The sequence below is a fragment of the Pseudorhodoferax soli genome, from assembly GCF_003337555.1.
GTDB classification, from domain to species: domain Bacteria; phylum Pseudomonadota; class Gammaproteobacteria; order Burkholderiales; family Burkholderiaceae_C; genus Pseudorhodoferax; species Pseudorhodoferax soli.
Genome location: NZ_QPJK01000002.1, coordinates 190,500 through 205,289, shown reverse-complemented (window position 1 = coordinate 205,289; position 14,790 = coordinate 190,500). Strand labels below are relative to the sequence as shown.

The 14,790-nt window shown below is 67.3% G+C and carries 17 protein-coding genes; 5 read left to right on the top strand and 12 right to left on the bottom strand.

All coding sequences use genetic code 11. The features are described 5' to 3' along the window. Position 1 precedes the first annotated feature (1 nt). The 3 genes from sdhD to DES41_RS07625 all read right to left on the bottom strand — a co-directional run bounded on the left by sdhD (position 2) and on the right by DES41_RS07625 (position 1,777). A complete protein-coding gene (gene sdhD, locus DES41_RS07635) occupies positions 2 to 370 on the bottom strand; it encodes a succinate dehydrogenase, hydrophobic membrane anchor protein (RefSeq protein WP_114467051.1) in 369 nt (122 codons plus the stop codon). 23 nt (positions 371 to 393) lie between these two features. Next, positions 394 to 840 (bottom strand): succinate dehydrogenase, cytochrome b556 subunit, encoded by a 447-nt coding sequence (sdhC, locus tag DES41_RS07630; RefSeq protein WP_114467050.1) that lies wholly within the window; start codon positions 838 to 840, stop codon positions 394 to 396. 136 nt (positions 841 to 976) lie between these two features. Continuing rightward, positions 977 to 1,777: a GntR family transcriptional regulator gene (locus DES41_RS07625; RefSeq protein WP_114467049.1), complete on the bottom strand. Its 801-nt coding sequence runs from the start codon at positions 1,775 to 1,777 to the stop codon at positions 977 to 979. Positions 1,778 to 2,048: 271 nt separating this feature from the next. On the opposite strand from DES41_RS07625, the gene DES41_RS07620 reads away from it, so the two are divergent. The 5 genes from DES41_RS07620 to acnB all read left to right on the top strand — a co-directional run bounded on the left by DES41_RS07620 (position 2,049) and on the right by acnB (position 8,141). Continuing rightward, a complete protein-coding gene (locus DES41_RS07620; RefSeq protein ID WP_114467048.1) occupies positions 2,049 to 3,035 on the top strand; it encodes a malate dehydrogenase in 987 nt (328 codons plus the stop codon). Between the two features lie 13 nt (positions 3,036 to 3,048). Continuing rightward, complete coding sequence (gene tam / locus DES41_RS07615; protein WP_114467047.1) at positions 3,049 to 3,837, top strand: trans-aconitate 2-methyltransferase; 789 nt, start codon at positions 3,049 to 3,051, stop codon at positions 3,835 to 3,837. Then, positions 3,834 to 4,847 (top strand): HpcH/HpaI aldolase/citrate lyase family protein, encoded by a 1,014-nt coding sequence (locus DES41_RS07610; protein WP_114467046.1) that lies wholly within the window; start codon positions 3,834 to 3,836, stop codon positions 4,845 to 4,847. The genes tam and DES41_RS07610 overlap by 4 nt, the downstream gene beginning before the upstream one ends. A 29-nt stretch (positions 4,848 to 4,876) precedes the next feature. Beyond that, complete coding sequence (locus DES41_RS07605) at positions 4,877 to 5,476, top strand: hypothetical protein (protein WP_114467045.1); 600 nt, start codon at positions 4,877 to 4,879, stop codon at positions 5,474 to 5,476. A gap of 73 nt (positions 5,477 to 5,549) precedes the next feature. Continuing rightward, on the top strand, positions 5,550 to 8,141 hold the full coding sequence (gene acnB, locus DES41_RS07600) for a bifunctional aconitate hydratase 2/2-methylisocitrate dehydratase (protein ID WP_114467044.1): 2,592 nt from the start codon (positions 5,550 to 5,552) through the stop codon (positions 8,139 to 8,141). A 79-nt stretch (positions 8,142 to 8,220) separates the two neighbouring features. On the opposite strand, the gene tolA is transcribed toward acnB, so the two are convergent. Genes tolA through DES41_RS07555 form a run of 9 tightly spaced genes read right to left on the bottom strand, consistent with a single transcriptional unit; the run spans position 8,221 to position 14,789 of the window. Next, positions 8,221 to 9,255: a cell envelope integrity protein TolA gene (tolA, locus tag DES41_RS07595; protein WP_114467043.1), complete on the bottom strand. Its 1,035-nt coding sequence runs from the start codon at positions 9,253 to 9,255 to the stop codon at positions 8,221 to 8,223. 11 nt (positions 9,256 to 9,266) lie between these two features. Then, positions 9,267 to 9,686, bottom strand: coding sequence for a protein TolR (gene tolR / locus DES41_RS07590; protein WP_056672646.1), 420 nt, complete (start codon positions 9,684 to 9,686; stop codon positions 9,267 to 9,269). A 1-nt stretch (position 9,687) separates the two neighbouring features. After that, positions 9,688 to 10,380 carry a protein TolQ gene (gene tolQ, locus DES41_RS07585; RefSeq protein ID WP_056672648.1) on the bottom strand — a complete coding sequence of 231 codons (693 nt, stop codon included), beginning with the start codon at positions 10,378 to 10,380 and terminating at the stop codon, positions 9,688 to 9,690. Positions 10,381 to 10,414: 34 nt separating this feature from the next. Then, positions 10,415 to 10,834, bottom strand: coding sequence for a tol-pal system-associated acyl-CoA thioesterase (gene ybgC / locus DES41_RS07580; protein WP_114467042.1), 420 nt, complete (start codon positions 10,832 to 10,834; stop codon positions 10,415 to 10,417). After that, positions 10,831 to 12,015 (bottom strand): pyridoxal phosphate-dependent aminotransferase, encoded by a 1,185-nt coding sequence (locus DES41_RS07575; protein ID WP_114467041.1) that lies wholly within the window; start codon positions 12,013 to 12,015, stop codon positions 10,831 to 10,833. Before DES41_RS07575 ends, ybgC begins: the two co-directional genes overlap by 4 nt. Next, entirely contained in the window at positions 12,012 to 12,551 is a 540-nt protein-coding gene (gene nusB, locus DES41_RS07570) for a transcription antitermination factor NusB (RefSeq protein WP_114467040.1), read from the bottom strand. Before nusB ends, DES41_RS07575 begins: the two co-directional genes overlap by 4 nt. Beyond that, positions 12,548 to 13,027, bottom strand: coding sequence for a 6,7-dimethyl-8-ribityllumazine synthase (ribH, locus tag DES41_RS07565; RefSeq protein WP_114467039.1), 480 nt, complete (start codon positions 13,025 to 13,027; stop codon positions 12,548 to 12,550). The genes nusB and ribH overlap by 4 nt, the downstream gene beginning before the upstream one ends. Further along, a complete protein-coding gene (gene ribBA, locus DES41_RS07560) occupies positions 13,024 to 14,160 on the bottom strand; it encodes a bifunctional 3,4-dihydroxy-2-butanone-4-phosphate synthase/GTP cyclohydrolase II (RefSeq protein WP_114467038.1) in 1,137 nt (378 codons plus the stop codon). The genes ribH and ribBA overlap by 4 nt, the downstream gene beginning before the upstream one ends. Continuing rightward, on the bottom strand, positions 14,157 to 14,789 hold the full coding sequence (locus DES41_RS07555) for a riboflavin synthase (RefSeq protein WP_114467037.1): 633 nt from the start codon (positions 14,787 to 14,789) through the stop codon (positions 14,157 to 14,159). Before DES41_RS07555 ends, ribBA begins: the two co-directional genes overlap by 4 nt. Position 14,790 lies beyond the last annotated feature (1 nt).

The window sequence follows — 14,790 nt, the reverse complement described above, 5'->3', positions numbered from 1 at the left end:
CTCACAGTCTCCAGAGGACTTGGATGGCCCAGCCGGCACAGCCGACCAGCCAGACGATGGTGAAAATCTGGAGCGCGAGACGGAGCCAGACTGCTGCGGTGATGTAGTCCATCAACACATCGCGGATGCCCACCCACACGTGGTAGATCAGGGCAATGATCACGGAGAAGGTCAGCACCTTCATCCATTGGGCGGCGAAGATGCCGGCCCACAGGTCGTAGCCCACCGGGCCCTTGGTCAGCAGCAGCTGGGCCAGCACGATGACGGTGAACAGCGCCATGAGCACGCCGGTGACGCGTTGCGCCAGCCAGTCGCGCAAGCCGTAGTGCGCACCGACGACGATGCGCTTGGATCCGTAGTTGACAGCCATGGGGAGACTTTTCCTTGTTGTGATCAGTAGACGCCGAAAAGCTTCAGGCCCAGCACCAGCGTGAGGCCCAGGCTCAGCACCAGCACGGTGGTGGCGGAGGTCTTGCCAAACTGCTTGTTGACAGCGTCATGGCTCACGTCCATCCACAGGTGGCGCAGCCCGGCGATGAAGTGGTGGAGGTAGGCCCACATCAGCGCCAGTACCACGAGCTTCAGGAACCAGCCCGGCGCAAAACCCAGGCCGGTGTTGAACGCGGCCTTGAAGCGTGCGAACGACAGTTCGGACGTGACCGAGGTGTCGAACATCCAGATGATGAACGGCATCAACAGGAACATCAGCACGCCGCTGGCGCGGTGCAGGATGGACACCCAACCTGCAGCCGGCAACCGGTAGGTCGGCAGATCGGTGAGGGCGTTGATGTTGCGGAACTCGGGGCGTTTGGGTCGTGCTGAGGAGGCGGCTTCTGTCATGAATGCGCTTTCGTGGATGTAACTGCCTTGTAATTCTGTCGCGGCGGTTAGCCCAAAATTCTATTGCAATGCAACAGGACAAACGCGACGAGGTCTTGCAAAGCCAGTCGCACATGCGTCTGCCCATGCGCGAAAGTCAGCTCAGATCGTTGCGATAGTGGTGCGTGTCGGTGCGGTACAGGCCGCGCCGCAGTTCCATGGGCGTGTCGTTGTAGGTGTAGGCCACGCGCTCCACGCTGAGCAGTGGCGTGGCGGGTGCGACCTGCAGGATGCCGGCCTGGTCTGCATCGGGCAGCACGGCGCGGATCTTCTCCTCGGCGCGCACCATGCGCACGCCGAACTCGGTTTCGAACAGGGCGTAGGTCGGCCCGCGAAAGCCTGCCATGCGCTCGGCGGTGAGGCCCTTGAAGGGCCCGCCCGGCAGCCAAAGGTCTTCGAGGATGGTCGGCGTCTGGGCGCCGCCATCCGCGGCAAAGGAGAGCACGCGGCGCACCTGCATCACCGCGTCACCGCTGCGCAAGCCCAGTGCGCGCGCGATCTCCGCGCTGGCCCGGGTGCGCTTGCATTCGAGAAAGGCGCGTTGGGCGGGGCCTTCGCGGATGAGGTCGCCGTCGTCGGGCACGAGCTTGAGGAAGCGGTAGCGCACATGCTGCTCGGTGTGCGTTGCGACGAAGGTGCCCTTGCCCTGGCGCCGCACCAGCAGGTTCTCCCCGGCCAGTTCGTCGACCGCCTTGCGCACCGTTCCCTGGCTCACGCGGAAGCGGGCGGCCAGTTCGATCTCGCTCGGGATCAGTTCGCCAGGCTTCCACTCGCCAGCCTGCAGGCGCTGCAGGATCAGGCCCTTGATCTGCTGGTACAGCGGGCTGAAGGCCGGCGTGGCGCTCAGGCCCGTGTCCAGGGACGGCTCGGCGGCGTTGCCGGAGATGGGTGCGGGCATGGAACTGGGGCAGGGTGCCGGGAGTCGGAACGCCCGGCGGGGTTGGATGACGCGCGGACGGCCGGCGTTCTAGCCAGCCTTCCATGCCCGCGCACGCGGTGCCGCAGCGGCCTGCGCGGCGGGCAATCTTATCTTATATAAGACATAAGACAAATTGACCACTTTTGCGGAACACGGGTAAACTCTAGGGCTGTCCCCCGGGCCCGTGCGCTCACTGTTCCGTCGCCTGGGCGGGGGTGTTTCTCCCTCCTTCCTTTCCGGAGCCTTCCTCATGAGCAAAAAGCCCGTCCGCGTTGCCGTCACTGGTGCAGCTGGTCAAATCGGTTACGCCCTCCTGTTCCGCATCGCCTCGGGCGAAATGCTCGGCAAGGACCAGCCGGTGATCCTGCAATTGCTGGAAATCCCGGACGAGAAGGCGCAGAAGGCGCTCAAGGGCGTGATCATGGAGCTGGACGACTGCGCGTTCCCGCTGCTGGTTGGCATCGAGGCGCACAGCGACCCGATGACCGCGTTCAAGGATACCGACTACGCCCTGCTGGTCGGCTCGCGTCCGCGTGGCCCCGGCATGGAACGTGCCGAGCTGCTGGCCGTCAATGGCGCCATCTTCACGGCCCAGGGCAAGGCGCTGAACGCCGTCGCCAGCCGCAACGTCAAGGTGCTGGTGGTCGGCAACCCGGCCAACACCAACGCCTACATCGCCATGAAGAGCGCGCCGGACCTGCCGCGCAAGAACTTCACCGCCATGCTGCGCCTGGACCACAACCGCGCCGCCAGCCAGCTGGCTGCCAAGACCGGCAAGCCCGTGGCCGACATCGAGAAGCTGACCGTTTGGGGCAACCACTCGCCCACGATGTACGCCGACTACCGCTTCGCCACCATCGGCGGCGAAAGCGTGGCCAAGATGATCAACGACCAGGTCTGGAACGCCGACACCTTCCTGCCCACCGTGGGCAAGCGCGGTGCCGCCATCATCGAAGCGCGTGGCCTGTCGTCGGCCGCCTCGGCTGCCAACGCCGCCATCGACCACATGCGCGACTGGGCCCTGGGGACCAACGGCAAGTGGGTGACCATGGGCATTCCGTCGGACGGCCAGTACGGCATTCCGAAGGACGTGATGTTCGGCTTCCCCGTCACCTGCGAGAACGGCGAGTACAAGCTGGTCGAGGGCCTGGAGATCGACGCATTCAGCCAGGAGCGCATCGACAAGACGCTGGCCGAGCTGCAAAGCGAGCAGGACGGCGTCAAGCACCTCCTGTAAGCAGGAAGCCGGCATGCTCGACTGGAACCCCACGCTCTACCGTCGTTACGAGGACGAGCGCACGCGGCCCGCACAGGATCTGCTGGCGCGTGTGCCGCTGGCACAGGCCGCCCACGTGGTCGACCTGGGCTGTGGACCGGGCAATTCCACCGAGCTGCTGGTGCAGCGTTTTCCCGGCGCCAAGGTCGTCGGGATCGACAATTCCGAACCCATGCTGGCCAATGCGCGCGAGCGCCTGCCGCAGGCGCGCTTCGCATGGGGTGACATCGCGGCCTGGGCGCCGCAAGAGGCCGATGGACCCGCGCCCGACCTCATTTATGCCAACGCCGCCCTGCAATGGGTGCCTGGCCACGAGACGCTGGTCCCGCGCCTGTTTGCGGCGCTGGCGCCGGGCGGCGTGCTGGCCATCCAGATGCCCGACAACCGGCAGCAGCCGACCCATCGGCTGATGCGCGAGGTGGCGGCCCTGGCGCCCTGGGCCGAGCCCATCGGCGACGCAGACAAGCTGCGCACCGAACTGCTGGGCATCGGCGGCTACTACGACCTACTGGCCCCGCTGGCGGCGCAGGTGGACGTCTGGCACACCATCTACCAGCACCCAATGGCCTCGGCCGCGGCCATCGTCGAATGGGTGCGCGGCACCGGGCTCAAGCCCTTTGTCGACCGCCTGCCGGCCGCGCTGCAGTCCAGCTACCTGGCGGAGTACGAGCGGCGCGTCGATGCGGCGTACGCACCGCGTGCCGACGGCAAGCGGCTGCTGGCCTTTCCCCGCATGTTCATCGTGGCACGTCAATCCGCATGACCGTCACCGCTGCCAACCATCCCGCCACCGTGCTGCTCGGCGCGCAGGCCGGCGCCGTCACGCTGCCGGTCTGTGACCACTACAGCGGCGTCGAGGCGCGCATGCGCAAGAGCCTGGCGCTGCAGGCCGAGATGGCCCAGGAATTCGGCGCCTGCGTGTTCGACGTCACGCTGGACTGCGAAGACGGCGCGCCCGTGGGTGGCGAGGCCGAGCATGCCGCCTTGGTCACCGAACTGGCGCTGGCCGCTGCGCCCGGCATGCGGGTCGGCGTGCGCGTGCACCCGGTCGACCATGCCGCGTTCGACAGCGATGTGTCCTTCATCGCGGGCCGCGCCGGCGCGCGCCTGAGCCACCTGATGGTGCCCAAGGTCGAGAGCCTGGCCGATGTGGTGCGCGCAGTGCAGGCGCTCGATGCAGCGGGTGCGTCGCAGCTGCCGCTGCATGTGCTGATCGAATCGCCGCTGGCCGTGCGCAATGCCTTCGACATCGCGGCCCACGCACGCGTGCAGTCGCTGAGCTTCGGCCTCATGGACTTCGTCTCGGCCCACGCCGGCGCGATCCCTGCCGACGGCATGGGCGTGGCCGGGCAGTTCGCCCATTCGCTGGTCGTGCGCGCCAAGCTCGAAATCGCCTCGGCCGCCCACGCCCACGGCAAGGTGCCGTCGCACTGCGTCGTGACCGAGTTCAGCAATGGCGAGGCCATGCGCATGGCGGCCCGCCGCGCAGCGCGCGAGTTTGGCTACACGCGGATGTGGAGCATCCACCCCAGCCAAATCCGTCCGATTCTTGAAGCGTTCGCGCCGGACGAAGAGCAGATCCACCAAGCCGCACAGATCCTGGACGCCGCCATCGGTGCAAGCTGGGCGCCCGTCAGCTTCGAAGGCACATTGCACGACCGTGCAAGCTACCGCCATTTCTGGCAGGTGCTGGTGCGTGCGCACGCCACAGGGCGTGTGCTCCCGCACCAGGCGCAGGCGTTCTTCGTGCCTGAACGCCAGCCAGCAACCTAGCAACCCATCCGCCAAGGAAATTCCCTCCCATGAAGAAGCTCGCCCTCATCGCTGTCTTGTCGATGGCTCTGCCGTTTGCAGCCTCGGCCCAAAGCAGCACGTCCAAGGCCGCCGCCGAGACCTCCACGAAGACCGCTGCCAAGCCGGTTGCCAAGGCCGCCGCCAAACCGACCGCCAAGGCGGAGCCGAAGAAGGCGCCGATCCGGCGCAGTGCGGCCAAGGCCGTCGAAGAGGTCACGCCGATCTCCGAGGACACGCACGTGGTCATCTCCGACGCCGATCTGGCAGTCGCGCAAAGGGTGTTCACCGGCAAGATCCAGTGCGAGCTGGGTGCCGATGTGGTCGTGACGGCAGACGAGCAGAAGCCCGGCTTCTTCACGGTCTCCACCAAGGGCGCCCGTTACCGTATGCATCCGGTCGAAAGCCGCACCGGCGCGATCCGTCTGGAAGATCCGAAGGCTGGCGCCATGTGGCTGCAGTTGGGCAACAAGTCCATGCTCATGAACCAGAAGCAGGGCGTTCGCGTGGCGGATGAGTGCCAGGCGCCGGCGCAGCTCGCGTTTGCCGACGAGATGAAGAAGAACCCGCCCAGGTCCATCTTTGAGAGCGCGGACGCGCCCAAGAACTAACACAAGATTCAGCCCCACGCCAACGGTGCGCTTCTTGCTTATGCGTCCGTCGGTCTGTTCCCAGGAGAAGAAAATGTTGCAAGCCTACCGTGAACACGTTGCCGAGCGCGCTGCGCTGGGTATTCCTCCGCTGCCGTTGTCGGCGCAGCAAACGGCCGAGCTCATCGAGCTGCTGAAGGCACCGCCCGCGGGCGAGGAAGCGTTCCTGCTGAACCTGATCACCCACCGCGTGCCGGCCGGTGTGGACGACGCTGCCAAGGTCAAGGCCAGCTACCTGGCGGCCGTGGCGCATGGCGCCGAGAAGAGCCCGCTGATCTCGCGCGCCAAGGCCACCGAGCTGCTGGGCACCATGCTGGGCGGCTACAACATTGGCCCCATGGTCGACCTGCTCAAGGACGCAGAGGTTGGCACTGTGGCCGCCAACGGCCTCAAGAAGACGCTGCTGATGTTCGACCAGTTCCACGACGTCAAGGAACTGGCCGACGCGGGCAATGCCAACGCCAAGGCCGTGCTGCAGAGCTGGGCCGACGCGGAATGGTTCACCAGCCGCCCGGAAGTGCCCAAGAGCATCACCTTCACGGTGTTCAAGGTGCCCGGCGAAACCAACACCGACGACCTGTCGCCGGCTCCCGACGCCACCACGCGCCCGGACATCCCCATGCACGCGCTGGCCATGCTGAAGAACAAGCGCGACGGCGCGCCCTTCACGCCCGAAGAAGACGGCAAGCGCGGCCCGATCAAGTTCATCGAGGAACTGGTGGCCCGCGGCCTGCCGGTCGCCTACGTGGGCGACGTGGTCGGCACCGGGTCCTCCCGCAAGTCGGCCACCAACTCGGTGCTGTGGTTCACCGGTGAAGACATCCCCTTCATCCCGAACAAGAAGTTCGGCGGTGTCTGCCTGGGTACGAAGATCGCTCCCATCTTCTACAACACCATGGAAGATGCCGGCGCGCTGCCGATCGAGCTCGACGTGAGCCAGATGAACATGGGCGACACGGTCGAACTGCGCCCCTACGAAGGCAAGGCACTCAAGGATGGCCAGGTCATCGCCGAGTTCCAGGTCAAGAGCGAGGTGCTGTTCGACGAAGTGCGCGCCGGTGGCCGCATTCCGCTGATCATCGGCCGCGGCCTGACGTCCAAGGCCCGCGAGGCCCTCGGATTGCCTGCATCCACCCTGTTCCGCCTGCCGCAGGCCCCGGTGGACAGCGGCAAGGGCTTTTCGCTGGCGCAGAAGATGGTCGGCCGCGCCTGTGGCCTGCCCGAAGGCCAGGGCGTCCGACCGGGCACCTACTGCGAACCGAAGATGACCTCGGTCGGCTCGCAAGACACCACCGGCCCGATGACGCGCGACGAACTGAAGGACCTGGCCTGCCTGGGCTTCTCGGCCGACCTGGTCATGCAATCGTTCTGCCACACCGCCGCCTACCCGAAGAAGGTGGACGTGAAGATGCACCACGAGCTGCCGGACTTCATGGCCAACCGCGGCGGCATCTCGCTGCGCCCGGGCGACGGCGTGATCCACAGCTGGCTCAACCGCCTGTTGACGCCCGACACCGTGGGCACTGGCGGCGATTCGCACACGCGCTTCCCGATCGGCATCAGCTTCCCCGCAGGCTCCGGCCTGGTGGCCTTCGCGGCCGCCACCGGCGTGATGCCGCTGGACATGCCCGAGTCCGTGCTGGTGAAGTTCAAGGGCAAGATGCAGCCCGGTGTGACCCTGCGTGACCTGGTCAACGCGATCCCGCTGTACGCCATCAAGCAGGGCCTGCTGACGGTCGAGAAGAAGGGCAAGAAGAACATCTTCTCGGGCCGCATCCTCGAGATCGAAGGCCTGCCCGACCTGAAGGTGGAACAGGCCTTCGAACTGTCCGATGCTTCGGCCGAGCGTTCGGCTGCCGGCTGCACGGTGCACCTGAACAAGGAACCGATCGCCGAGTACATCAACAGCAACATCACGCTGATGAAGTGGATGATCGCCGAGGGCTATGCCGATGCGCGCACGCTGCAGCGCCGCATCGCTGCGCAGGAAGCCTGGCTCAAGGACCAGCAGTTGCTCCAGGGCGATGCCGACGCGGAGTACGCAGCTGTGATCGAGATCGATTTGGCCGACATCCACGAACCCATCGTGGCCTGCCCGAACGACCCGGACGACGTGAAGACGCTGTCCGACGTGGCCGGCGCCAAGATCGATGAGGTGTTCATCGGCTCGTGCATGACCAACATCGGCCACTTCCGTGCGGCGTCCAAGCTGCTCGAAGGCAAGCGCGACATCCCGGTCAAGCTGTGGATCGCGCCGCCGACCAAGATGGACGCGCAGCAGCTGACCGAGGAAGGCCATTACGGCGTGTTCGGCAACGCCGGCGCCCGCACCGAAATGCCGGGCTGCTCGCTGTGCATGGGCAACCAGGCGCAGGTGCGCGAGGGCGCGACCGTGATGTCGACCAGCACGCGCAACTTCCCGAACCGCCTGGGCAAGAACACCAACGTGTACCTGGGTTCGGCCGAGCTGGCCTCGATCTGCTCCAAGCTGGGCCGCATCCCGACCAAGGAAGAGTACATGGTCGACATGGGCGTGCTGACAGCCGCCAGCGGCCAGATCTACCAGTACCTGAACTTCGACAAGATCCAGGACTACACGGACGTGGCGGACAAGGTTCCGGCCTGACCGTCCCAGCGGGCTTGCGGCCCGCTGCCCAAAGAAAAAGCCCGCATCGCGGGCTTTTTCTTTGGCGGGCAGAAGTGCCTTATTCCTTGGGCCGGAAGCTGATCGTCATGAGCCCGGGCACGCGGCCGTCGGTGTCCCGTGGCAGGGTCTCGGTCTTGTCGATGGCGCGCAGCACGGCATCGTCCCAGGCCTTGTTGCCGCTGGATTTGGTGAGGCGCTTGCCGATGATGGTGCCGTCCGGCGCGCTGCGCACCTCGACCTCGGCGCTCGGGTTGCCTTGCACGCTGTCGGGGAACACGATGTTGGGCCGCACGCGTGCCGCCACGCGCGCGCCGTAGCTGGCCGATGGGCCGGTGGACTGCAGGGCGCTGCCGGTGGCCGTGGCGCCGCCGCTCGCGCCGGCCATGCCTTGCATGCGGCGGATGTTCTCCTGGCGACGGGCCTCGGCGGCCTTCTCGTCGGCGGCCTTCACGGCCGCCTGCTGCTGCTTGCGCTTGGCTTCGGCAGCCTCGGCCGCCTTGCGTTCCTCGGCGTCGGCCTTCTTCTGTGCCTCCGCCTTCTTCTGGGCTTCGAGCTTCTTCTGCGCCTCGGCCTTTTGCTGGGCTTCGCGCTTGGCTTCGGCCAGGTCTTCCTGGCGCTGTTTTTCGGCGGCGGCCTTCTTCTGCTGTTCGCGGCGCTCGGCCAATTCGCGCTCGCGCTCCTTGCGTTCGCGTTCCTGCTTCTCGCGTTCCAGCGCGATCTGCGCGTCGCGCACGCTGGTGTCAGGCGGCGGAGCGACCTTGGGTGGCGCCGGTGGGGTCGGAGGCGGTTCGACCTTGGGCTCGGGCTTGGGCTCGGGCTTGGGCTCGGGCTTGGGCTCGGGCTTGGGCGGTTCGGGCTCGGGCTGCACCGCTGGCGGCTCGACTGCGCGCGGTGCGGCCTGCTGGCGCACGGACGACCAGATCTCGGCCTCCACGGCCGGGGTTTCCTGCGACTTCCAGTTCACGCCCCAGGTCAGAGCGGCGATCAGCAGCGCATGCGCCACCAGCGCCAGGCCGACGGAGCGCAGCAGGCCGTCCTGTTGCGGTGGCGTGAGGCTGGACGGCTCCAGTGCAGCGTGGGTCAAGGTAGCCATTGGCCCTTCGCCTACTGGCCGAGCTGCACCGACAGGCCCACGCGCGCGACGCCGGCGCGCTGCAACGCGTCCATGGCCTTGACCACGGTCTCGTATTTCACGTTGCGGTCGGCGCTGATCACGACAGGCGCATTGGTGTCTTCGCCCTGGGCGCGCTTGACGGCGGCGGCCAGCTCGCGCTGCGAGACCTGCTGGCTGCCATCGCCGCCCTTGACCTCCAGCCGCTCATCCTTGTTGATGACGACCTGGATGATCTTGTCCGGCTGGCGCCCCGCCTTGCCCACGCTGGGCAGGTCGATCAGGCTGGGCGTGACCATGGGGGCCGTGACCATGAAGATGATCAGCAGGACCAGCATCACGTCGATGAAGGGCACCATGTTGATCTCGTTCATGGTGCGGCGGCCGCGGCCCCTTGAGATCGTTCCTGGCATGTCAGTGTCCCGATGGCGATTGCGTCGCCACGTTGCGCTGCAGGATGTTGCAGAACTCTTCGATGAAGGTTTCCAGGCGGATCGCGGTACGGTCGATGTCGCGCGCGAACCGGTTGTAGGCCACCACGGCCGGGATCGCGGCGAACAGGCCGATGGCCGTGGCGACCAGCGCCTCGGCGATGCCGGGCGCCACGGTGGCCAGCGTCACCTGCTGCATGCTGGCCAGGCCCGTGAAGGCGTGCATGATGCCCCAGACCGTGCCGAACAGGCCGACGTAGGGCGAGACCGAACCGACCGATGCCATGAACGAGAGGTTGGTCTCGATCACGTCCATCTCGCGCTGGAAGCTGGCGCGCATGGCGCGGCGCGCGCCGTCCATCAGCGTGCCTGCGTCGGTGATGCGGCGCTCGCGCAGCTTCTGGTATTCGCGCATGCCGCTGGCGAAGATGCGCTCCATGGGGCCGGCGCTTTTGGCGTTCTGCGTGGCGGCCGCGTGCAGCTCGTTGAGGTTGCTGCCGGACCAGAAGTCGCGCTCGAACTCCTCGTTGAGCGCATGCACCTTCTTGAGCGCGAACAGCTTGCGGAAGATCGCCGCCCAGCTGGCGATGGAGACGCAGACCAGCAGCGCCATCACGAACTGGACGACGAAGCTGGCGTTGAGCACCAGATGCAGGATCGACATGTCCTGGTTCATCGGGGACTCCGGACGGAAGGGCGCAAGGTAAGCGTCATGGATGTTCGAGCACGTTCAAAACGGAGGGCGGGATTCTCGCAGGACGCAGGGTGTCGGCCTGGACCCAGCCGATGCGGATGCTTCCCTCGCAAAGCACAGGCCCGCCGGCTGCGGGCCCCGCCAGCACCTGCTGGGCCAGTAGGAGCGAGGCGGCGCCAAAACGTTCCACGCGCACGGTGACCAACAGTTCGTCGTCCAGCCGCGCGGGCCGCAGATAGCGCACCTCGGTGGCGCTGACGACGAACATGCCGCCGCTCTGGTCCTTGAGCGCGCGCTGGCCGATGCCGCGCGCACGCAGCCATTCGGTGCGAGCCCGCTCGAAGAACTTCAGGTAGTTCACATAGAACACGATGCCGCCGGCATCGGTGTCTTCCCAGTACACGCGCACCGGGAAGCGGAAGACATCGGCCGTCATGCGAGCAGGGTGCGCAGGCGCGCCACGGCTTCCTGCAGGTGGGCCATGGAGCTGGCCGTGGAGAAGCGGATGAACCGGCCGGTGTCGGCTTGGCCGAAATCGCGGCCTGGCGTCACGGCCAGGTGGGCCTGGTGCATGAGCGCGAAGGTGAGGTCCCAGCTGCCTTGCACACCCAGACGCTCGCAGGCCTGCGCGCAATCGGCCCAGGCGTAGAAGGCGCCGTCGGGCATGACGGGCACCTTCAGGCCCAGCGCGTCGAGCGCTGGCACGAAGTAGTCGCGCCGCGCGCGGAATTCGGCACGGCGCTGCTCGTACAGCGCGATGCTTTCGGCCTCGAAACAGGCCAGCGCCGCATGCTGGGCAATGGTGCTGGCGCAGATGAACAGGTTCTGCGCGATGCGCTCGACGACGGGCACCAGCGCATCGGGCACGACCAGCCAGCCCAGCCGCCAGCCCGTCATGTTGAAGTACTTGGAGAAGCTGTTGATGCTGACCACGTCGTCGCCCAGCGCCAGCGCGCTGCGGCCGAAAGCCGGGTCGTAGGACAGGCCCAGGTAGATCTCGTCGATGAGCGTGATGCCGCCGCGCGCCAGCACCTGGGCGTGGATGCGGGCCAGTTCTTCCGGCGCGATCGAGGTGCCCGTGGGGTTGGACGGCGAGGCCAGCAGCACGCCGCGCGTCTGCGCGTTCCAGGCAGCGGCAACCTTGTCGGCGCTGAGCTGGAAGCGCTCGGCCGCCGTGGTCGGCAGCAGCACGGCGCGGCCTTCGGCGGCGCTCACGAAATGCCGGTTGCAGGGGTAACTAGGGTCCGGCATCAGCACTTCGTCGCCGGCCTCGATGAGTGCCAGGCACGCCAGCTGCAGCGCGGCAGAGGCGCCGGCCGTGACGACGATGCGGCGCGCCGGAACCTGCACGCCCAGGCGTTCGGCGTACCAGGCGCTGATGCGCTCGCGCAGCTCGGGCAGGCCGGTGGCCTGGGTGTACTGCGTGCGGCCATCGCGCACGGCACGTGCTGCGGCCTCCTGGACCAGCGGCGGGGCCGTGAAGTCGGGCTCGCCAATGTTGAGAAACACCATGGGCTGCGATCCACCAGCCACCTCGCGCGCAAGCGCGGCGGCCTCCTTGGCCACCTCCATCACGTAGAAGGGTTCGATGGCCTGGGCCCGGCGCGAAATCCTCATGCGCTTGGCGGCTTCTTCTTGCCGCGGTCGGCCTCGACTTCGGTCGCGCGCAGCTGCGGCGACAGCCCGTTCAGGATGCCGTTGACGTACTTGTGGCCATCGGTGCCGCCAAATTCCTTGGCCAGCTCGATGCACTCGTTGAGCACCACGCGCCAGGGCACGTCCGGGCAGTGGCGCATCTCGTAGATGCCGATCCACAGGACCACATGCTCGATCGGCGAGATGCGTTCCATGGTGCGGTCCAGCAGCGGCTCCATCAGCGCGTCCATCTGTCCCGCCTCGGCGATGCAGCCGTGCAGCAGGGCGTCGTAGTGCGCGGCGTCGGCTTTGTGGAAGCCCGACAGGTCGCGCGTGAAGACGTCGATGGCCGCGGCATCGTTGCCGCTCACCACGTGCTGGTACAGCGCCTGCAGCGCGAATTCGCGTGCGCGGCTGCGTGCGTTTTTGGCGGCCGCCTTGCGCGCGCCGGTGGCAGTGCGGCCGGTGCGGGTCTGGTGGCCCATGGGGGGCGCGTCGTCGTTGGTTTGCTCGGTCATGTGCGCACTTGTTCGAGCAGGCGTGCCATCTCGACCGCCACGCGGGCCGCGTCGCGGCCCTTGTCGGTCTGGCGGGCCACGGCCTGCTCCATGTTTTCGGTGGTCAGGATCGCGTTGGCGATCGGGATGCTGTGGTCCAGCGCGATGCGGCTCACACTGGCGCCCGATTCGTTGGCCACCAGTTCGAAGTGGTAGGTCTCGCCGCGCACGATGCAGCCCAGGGCGACCAGCGCGTCGTAGCGGCGCGAGGCGGCCATGGCCTGCAGCGCAATGGGTACTTCCAGCGCGCCGGGAACGGTTTCATGGCGGATCTGGTCGGCAGCGACCCCCAACGCGGCCAGTTCCTCTTTGCAGGCCTGGGCCAGCGCGTCGGTGATGTCGGCGTTGAAGCGGGCCTGCACGATGCCGATGGACAGGCCACGGCCGTCCAGGCGGGGATCGTTGCCGGCGAGTTCGCCCTGGTTGGCGCCCTTCATTGTTCTTCCTTGTCTTGGCCGGGCGCGAGGTAGCCCGTGCTTTCCAGGCCGTAGCCCGTCATGCTGGGCATGCGCCGCGGGTTGCCCATGAGGCGCATACGGTGCACGCCGCAATCGCGCAGGATCTGTGCGCCCACACCGTAAGTCCGCAGATCCATGCGGCCGCGTTCGGGGGCCTGGGCTGCGCGCGCCGTGCCCTCGAACTGGGCCAGGAGCTCGGCGGCGCTTTCGCCGCAGTTGAGCAGCACGGCCACGCCTGCTCCTTCGCGCGCGATGTGCTCCAGGCTCGATGGCAGCGTCCACGAGTGCATGGAGCGGTCGACCTCCAGCAGGTCGAGTGCGGACAGCGGCTCGTGCACACGCACCGCCACGCTCGTATCGGGGCTCCAGCTGCCCTTGACCAGGGCCAGGTGCACGCTGGCGCTGGGCTTGTCCTGGTAGGCATGGGCCGTGAACGGGCCGTAGGCGGTCTGGATCTCGCGGCTGCCCACCCGCTCGACGAGCGACTCGGTGCGGCTGCGGTACTCGATCAGGTCGGCGATGGTGCCGATCTTCAGGCCGTGCTGGGCGGCGAACAGCTGCAGGTCCGGCAGGCGGGCCATGGTGCCGTCCTCGTTCATGACCTCGCAGATGACCGAGGCAGGGCTGCAGCCGGCCATGACGGACAAGTCGCAGCCGGCTTCGGTGTGGCCGGCGCGCATGAGCACGCCGCCGTCCACGGCCTGCAGGGGGAAGATGTGGCCGGGCTGCACCAGGTCTTCGGCCCGCGCGTTTGGCGCCACGGCAGCCTGCACGGTGCGCGCACGGTCGGCGGCCGAGATGCCGGTGGTGACGCCCTCGGCGGCCTCGATGGAAACGGTGAACGCGGTGGAGTGCTTGGCGCCGTTGCGTGCCACCATGGGCGGCAGGCGCAGGCGTTCGCAGAGCGCGCGCGACAGCGTCAGGCAGATCAGGCCGCGCGCATGGCGGGCCATGAAGTTGATCGCCTCGGGCGTGACGTGGTCAGCCGCCAGCACCAGGTCGCCTTCGTTCTCGCGGTCTTCCTCGTCCACGAGGATGACCATGCGGCCGGCGCGCAGCTCGGCGACGATGTCCGCGACCGGGGAGATCGGCGCGGGGGAGGGGGATGTCATGCGTTGTTGTCCTTGCCCAGCCGCAGCATGCGTTCCACGTAGCGGGCGATGGTGTCGATTTCGAGATTCACGGGCGAACCCTGGCGCAAGTCGCCCAGGGTGGTGTTCTCTACCGTATGGGGGATGAGGTTGATGCGGATGATGCAACCATCTGCCACATCCTCGACGGCATTGACCGTGAGGCTCACGCCCTGCACCGTGACCGAGCCCTTGTAGGCCATGTAGCGGGCCAGCTCGGTCGGGGCCAGGATGTCCAGCGCCCAGCTTTCGCCGACCTGCTCGAAGCGCTGCACATGGCCGAGGCCGTCCACATGGCCCGAGACGATGTGGCCGCCGAGCCGGTCGTGCGCGCGCAGCGCCTTTTCGAGGTTGACGCGGCCGGTGTCGGCCAGTCCCGCGGTGCGGGCCAGCGATTCGGCCGAGACGTCGACGGTGAAGCGGAGCCCGGGAGCGTCCAGCGTCGTGACCGTCATGCAGGCGCCGTTGAGCGCGATGCTGTCGCCCAGGCCCACATCGTCGAGGTAGGCGGTCGGCGTCTCGATGACAAGCCGCTTGCCGTAGCTGGAGGAGCTGCCGAGGTCGTGGACAGCGGCGATGCGCCCCACTCCGGTGATGATTCCCGTGAACATA

Bases quoted from the DNA above. Each gene is read 5' to 3' on its own strand.
- DES41_RS07620 (WP_114467048.1), top strand. From the start codon at position 2,049: ATGAGCAAAAAGCCCGTCCGCGTTGCCGTCACTGGTGCAGCTGGTCAA.
- nusB (WP_114467040.1), bottom strand. From the start codon at position 12,551: ATGACCGAGCAAACCAACGACGACGCGCCCCCCATGGGCCACCAGACC.
- DES41_RS07610 (WP_114467046.1), top strand. From the start codon at position 3,834: ATGACCGTCACCGCTGCCAACCATCCCGCCACCGTGCTGCTCGGCGCG.
- DES41_RS07625 (WP_114467049.1), bottom strand. From the start codon at position 1,777: ATGCCCGCACCCATCTCCGGCAACGCCGCCGAGCCGTCCCTGGACACG.
- sdhD (WP_114467051.1), bottom strand. From the start codon at position 370: ATGGCTGTCAACTACGGATCCAAGCGCATCGTCGTCGGTGCGCACTAC.
- ribH (WP_114467039.1), bottom strand. From the start codon at position 13,027: ATGAAGGGCGCCAACCAGGGCGAACTCGCCGGCAACGATCCCCGCCTG.
- sdhC (WP_114467050.1), bottom strand. From the start codon at position 840: ATGACAGAAGCCGCCTCCTCAGCACGACCCAAACGCCCCGAGTTCCGC.
- tam (WP_114467047.1), top strand. From the start codon at position 3,049: ATGCTCGACTGGAACCCCACGCTCTACCGTCGTTACGAGGACGAGCGC.
- tolA (WP_114467043.1), bottom strand. From the start codon at position 9,255: ATGGCTACCTTGACCCACGCTGCACTGGAGCCGTCCAGCCTCACGCCA.
- ribBA (WP_114467038.1), bottom strand. From the start codon at position 14,160: ATGACATCCCCCTCCCCCGCGCCGATCTCCCCGGTCGCGGACATCGTC.
- DES41_RS07605 (WP_114467045.1), top strand. From the start codon at position 4,877: ATGAAGAAGCTCGCCCTCATCGCTGTCTTGTCGATGGCTCTGCCGTTT.
- tolQ (WP_056672648.1), bottom strand. From the start codon at position 10,380: ATGAACCAGGACATGTCGATCCTGCATCTGGTGCTCAACGCCAGCTTC.
- acnB (WP_114467044.1), top strand. From the start codon at position 5,550: ATGTTGCAAGCCTACCGTGAACACGTTGCCGAGCGCGCTGCGCTGGGT.
- ybgC (WP_114467042.1), bottom strand. From the start codon at position 10,834: ATGACGGCCGATGTCTTCCGCTTCCCGGTGCGCGTGTACTGGGAAGAC.
- tolR (WP_056672646.1), bottom strand. From the start codon at position 9,686: ATGCCAGGAACGATCTCAAGGGGCCGCGGCCGCCGCACCATGAACGAG.
- DES41_RS07575 (WP_114467041.1), bottom strand. From the start codon at position 12,015: ATGAGGATTTCGCGCCGGGCCCAGGCCATCGAACCCTTCTACGTGATG.
- DES41_RS07555 (WP_114467037.1), bottom strand. From the start codon at position 14,789: ATGTTCACGGGAATCATCACCGGAGTGGGGCGCATCGCCGCTGTCCAC.